The 4,900-nt window shown below is 64.0% G+C and carries 5 protein-coding genes; 3 read left to right on the top strand and 2 right to left on the bottom strand.

What is annotated here, in order from left to right; all coding sequences use genetic code 11:
- A partial coding sequence (locus AC1DPX_RS35000; RefSeq protein ID WP_477237453.1) for an aldehyde dehydrogenase family protein occupies positions 1–258 on the top strand: 258 nt, incomplete at its 5' end.
- A 114-nt stretch (positions 259–372) separates the two neighbouring features.
- Here AC1DPX_RS35000 and AC1DPX_RS34995 read toward each other — a convergent pair.
- Together AC1DPX_RS34995 and AC1DPX_RS34990 are read right to left on the bottom strand one after the other, a co-directional pair.
- Complete coding sequence (locus tag AC1DPX_RS34995; RefSeq protein ID WP_477242574.1) at positions 373–1,239, bottom strand: hypothetical protein; 867 nt, start codon at positions 1,237–1,239, stop codon at positions 373–375.
- Between the two features lie 236 nt (positions 1,240–1,475).
- Positions 1,476–2,303, bottom strand: a complete 828-nt coding sequence (locus AC1DPX_RS34990; RefSeq protein ID WP_477242572.1) for a hypothetical protein — start codon at positions 2,301–2,303, stop codon at positions 1,476–1,478.
- A gap of 478 nt (positions 2,304–2,781) precedes the next feature.
- Here AC1DPX_RS34990 and AC1DPX_RS34985 point away from each other — a divergent pair, with 478 nt between their 5' ends.
- Positions 2,782–4,503: a ShlB/FhaC/HecB family hemolysin secretion/activation protein gene (locus tag AC1DPX_RS34985; RefSeq protein WP_477242570.1), complete on the top strand. Its 1,722-nt coding sequence runs from the start codon at positions 2,782–2,784 to the stop codon at positions 4,501–4,503.
- 9 nt (positions 4,504–4,512) lie between these two features.
- On the top strand, positions 4,513–4,900 hold a 388-nt coding region (locus AC1DPX_RS34980; RefSeq protein ID WP_477242568.1), incomplete at its 3' end, for a two-partner secretion domain-containing protein.

Genomic DNA, 4,900 nt, shown 5'->3' with positions numbered 1-4,900 from the left:
TCGTCGATCTTCACCCGCGACCTGCAGGAATCCGAGCGTTTCCTTGGTGTCGACGGTTCGGATTGCGGCATCGCCAACGTCAATATCGGCACGTCGGGCGCCGAGATCGGCGGCGCCTTCGGCGGCGAAAAGGAAACCGGCGGTGGCCGTGAGAGCGGCTCCGATGCGTGGAAGGCCTATATGCGGCGCGCCACCAACACGGTGAACTATTCCAAGGCGCTGCCGCTCGCCCAGGGCGTCTCCTTCGACATCGACTGAGAACGCCGAGGCTCGCTCGAGGTCAGCGTAGGGGATGCCCGGCGAGCATCAATTGACGCAGGTGGCGGACATGGCGGATTCGTGCATCCCCCGAGCGGGGGGATGCCGCACCGGTCAGCGGCCGGCCGTCGGACCAAAGGCTTCGGCGAAAGCGGTATCGATGATAGCCAGCTTCACCGCCTGGGCGGTCATGTATTCCTGACAGAAATCGCGCGACACCCACATCACCGAATTGCCGCGCTGGCCGAGCCAGCCGATGCTGCCGAGGTCTTCGGCGGCGCGCAGCTTGCGTGCAAGGTGCGTTCGCGACAATTTCAGCCACTCGGCGAAATCGCCGATCGAGACAATGCCGGTCGGGATCCGATCGAGGCCGGTGTGGTCGGGATCGACGCCTGAGAACAGCCAGTCCATGACGACGCCGCCATTGTTGAGCCAGGTGAAGAGGGAAAAGGTCTGCTTGGGCTCCCGCACCGGGTTGGACGAGAGCAAGCCATCGGCAATCCCTGGCTGCACCATGGCGAGTGCGTCCGGCCGGGCCAGGAACAGGGCCAGCCGGCTCGCACCGTCGAGACTGTCGAGCGTGTGCAGATGCGCCATCAACCAGCCTATGACGGGCCCCAGCGAGGCCGGCGCCGGCTTCAGGGGGCGGATGCGGCCGTCCTGTGTCGCGGGCAAATACTCGATGAAGCCGTAGTGCAGCATCTCCTTGATGAAGGCGTCGGCGGTGTTGCGGCTGGCCACGGAATTCTGGCGGATCACATCGATGAAACGCGCCGTCGTCAGCTCCTTGCGATAGTCGCCGGGCTCCCGCCGGAAATGCAGGGCAAGGCCGATATGGGCCATCAGCCAGCGTTGCTGGGTGGCGAACACCGAGGAAAGCCGCGGGTTCGTCTCATAGATCTGGTTCATCGCCTGCGCTTGAGCGCGGACACAGCGATGCAATGCCGGATGACCGGCAATGTCTTCCGATGATAGCGTCATTCTCCCCCGCTGCGATAAGCCCCCTTGTCGCGACGCGAAAGTACATTTTCAGCCTTCGGGGCTCGTGTCCAGACACCGGCCATCAATAGTGGTTGAATGCGTACGGTGGCACAGTCAAGGACGCAGCCTCAGTGCTGCGCGGAAGCGCAAATCGGTATCTCTTCTTGTGCGGCCTGATTGCGAACGGAAATCCGCCTCGCGCTTTCCCCAAAATCGGCCCTTGCGCGGGGCGCTGCTCAGTCACCGCCTTGCGATGACGGAAAACAAGCCTTGAAGGCGCTGTCGACGACCGCAAGCTTCGCGGCTTGCACGGTCATGTATTCCTCGTAGAATCCATGCGACACCCACATCACCGAATGGCCGCGTTGGCCGAGCCAGCCGATGCTGCCGAGTTCCTCGGCGGTGCGCAGTTTGCGGCCGAGATGGGTCCGCGACAGCTTGAGCCATTTGGCGAAATCGCCGATCGAAACGACGCTGGTCGGAATCTGCTCCAGCCCGGCATGGTCCGGATCGATGCCGGACATCAGCCAATCCATGACGATGCCGCCATTGTTGAGCCAGATGAACAGGGAAAAGGTCTGGTTGGGTTCGCGCACCGGCTTTGAGGCAAGCAGGCCGTCAGCGATCAGCGGCTGCAGCGTGGCAAGCATGTCGGGCTGGTCCAGATACCTGGCCAGCCGGTCGCCGCCATCGATATGGTCAAGCGTGCGCAGATGGGCGGTTACCCAGCCGGTGAACCGCTCGATGGTGGCTGCCGTCGGTTGCAGGGGATGCGTGCGGCCGTCCCCGCCCGCCACATACTCGGCGATGTTGTAGTGCAGCATCTCCTTGATGAAAGCATCCGCCGTGTTGCGGCTGGCCACGGCGTTCTTGTGCACGACCTCGATGAAACGCGATACGGTCAGCTCCGTGCGGCGGTCGTTGGGGTCGCGCCGGAAATGCATGGCAAGGCCGACATGGGCCATCAGCCAGCGCTGTTGCGTGGCAAAGATGGAAGCCAGTCGCGGGGTCTCCTCATAGATGCGGATCAGGGACTGAGACTGTTCCTGAACGTAGCGGTGCAAGGCCGGGTGGGCCGCTATGTCTTCCAGATTCAGCGCGGATCTCCTGATCTCTTGAATCAACTCGGATAGCGAAATTGCGTTCCCTATTTTTCAGCCTTCAACACTTGTGTCCAGACGTACCATTTGCGGAGGACAGGGCCAGCCGAGGCTCGGATCGACAGCGACGGGTTCATGGTTCAGTCCGCTAACTGATTGCTATGGCTTGGAAAACCCCGCCCAATAATAGTCAGCCGAACCGCCGCCCGTTGAATTGACCTTGCTTGGGGCCAGGCATAGTTTCCGCCTCATCCGAGCGGCGGGGGCACGCCTTTCGGACATGAGTGCAGACCAGCCGTGGTTTTGACGAGCGATAAGACATCGCGCGGCGGCGAAGCTTTGCCGCGCTCTACTTCGAAATGCGAGTGACTGCGTGGATTATCGAAAAAAAATCGCGATTGGCAATAATGCCGACGGCCTGCCCGTCTTGGGCGGGCCGTTGGTGCGTGGAATCTTGCCGATCCTGCTGGCCGCCTCGGCATGCCTGTCGGTTCAGACCAGTGCGTTCGCCGAGACCGCCAGCCAGATCACGCCGCCAAGCTTCCGGCCGCCGCCGCAAACCAACACGGTTGGCGTCTCCATCCCGGAAGGTTCGGGCCTCCAGGCGCCAGCAGGCGCCGAAAGGCTCAAGGTCAAGCTCGAGGATGTCAGCGTCGAAGGCGGCCTGCCCGCCATGGCCGAGGCGACGCGCAAGATCGTTTCGGGCCTCGCCCATCGTACGGTGACGGCAGCGGAGATCTTTGCCGCGGTCCGCGCGCTGGAGACCGAATACGGCCGCGCCGGCTATGCGCTGGTCCGGGTCGTGCTGCCGGCGCAGAAACTCAACGACGGTGCAAGGCTCAGGCTCGTCATTATCGACGGATATCTCGAACGGATCGACACCAGCAACCTGCCCGAGCGCATACGCGGGCGGGTCGAGGCAACGCTGGCGCCGCTGGTCGGGCAGAAAAGCATCAAGCTGTCGGCGATCGAGCGCAAGCTGCTTCTGGCCGGCGATACGCCGGGCGCCAGGCTGCGCTCGACCTTGCAAGCCGGCGTGGCGAAGGGCGCCAGCGTGCTGGTCATCGACGGCAAGTATCGCCCGCTTGGCGGCCAGGTCACGGTGGACAACTCGCTGTCGCCATCACTGCAGCGCTGGTCGACGGGAGTCGGCGTCGATTTCAACTCGCTGCTTGGGCTCGGCGAACTCGTCTATGTGCGCGTTGGCGGTTATCCCGAGGGCGGCGAGAGTGGCCTGTTCACGGATGCGCCGCGCAACCGCAACTATGCCGCCGGCATCGTCGTACCGATCGGCTATGACGGGCTGACGCTCAACCTGGAAGTCACCCGCACGCGCGCCAACCCGACCGCCGAGCCCGGCACGCTCGGCTTCGGCAGTGAATTCGAGCGCTATTCGGCCAGGCTTCGCTATCCCTGGATACGCAGCCGCGAGCTGACCGTCAGCAGCGAATTTTCCTTCGACGCGCAGGACGATTTTCTCAATGCGGTGACACCGATCTCGTTGCCGATCGCCGAGGACCGGCTGCGCATCGTCAGGTTCGGCACGGACGCCACCTGGTTCACACCGCTCGGCGGGGTCTTCACCGGCAATGTCGTGGCCTCGTTCGGCATTGACGGGCTCGGCGCGCGTTCGGCCGCCGACGCCACGCCGCTGCTGCCGCTGTCGCGCCAGGGGGCCGATGCCGACTTCCAGAAGCTCGAGGTCTCGGCCAGTTACAGCCAGCCGCTGGCCACTCATCTCGGCCTCGATCTCTATGCCCGTGCACAGACCTCGTTCGGCAAGCCGCTGCTGCAGTCGGAGCAGATCGGGCTCACCGGCCCCAACGGCCTGTCGACATTCGACGCCGGCGCGATGCAGGGCGATTCCGGCTATGTGCTGCGCGGCGAGGTGTCCTCGCCTTGGTATGTGCCGTTCACCGGCGGCATCGTTTCGCTGTCGCCCTATGTCTTCGGCGCTGTCGGCCAGGTCCATCTCGAAATGCCGACCGTGCTGGAGACGGCCGACATCGTCGGCGCGTCCTACGGGCTCGGCCTGAAGGTCGGCACGGCGCTAGCGGGCGATGTGACCAACGCCAGCCTGACGCTGGAATGGGGCCGCCAGCACCGCGACGACCATCTGCCGACCAGCGATCGCTTTTCGCTCGCCGGCGCCATCCAGTTCTGAGGCGTGAGCATGCGAAGCCAAGACTTTTCAACGCATCGCCGCCGCACCAGCGCGCCGCTGATGGCGCTGCTGCTGACCTCGACGGCACTCGTCGGCTTCACCTCGGCGCGGGCGCAGGAACTGCCGACGGGCGGCAGTGTCGCCTCGGGCGGCGTCACCATTTCCAACCCGTCATCCTCGCAGCTCAGCATCAAGCAGTCGACCAATTCGGCCATCGTCAACTGGCAGAGCTTTTCGATCGGTGCGGGCGCGACGGTCAACATCGACCAGCCGACATCGTCCTCGACGATGCTCAACCGCGTCACCGGTGGTACCAAATCGACCATAGCGGGCCAGCTCAACGCCAATGGCCAGGTGTTTCTCGTCAACCCCAACGGCATCGCCATCTCCAAGACCG

Source organism: Mesorhizobium sp. 01N446 (assembly GCF_056399285.1).
Note: the sequence above shows the minus strand (reverse complement) of the source record. Positions and strands in the feature narration are given on the sequence as shown.

Excerpts from the sequence above, each read along its gene's own strand:
- AC1DPX_RS34995 (WP_477242574.1), bottom strand. The coding sequence starts at position 1,239 with ATGACGCTATCATCGGAAGACATTGCCGGTCATCCGGCATTGCATCGC.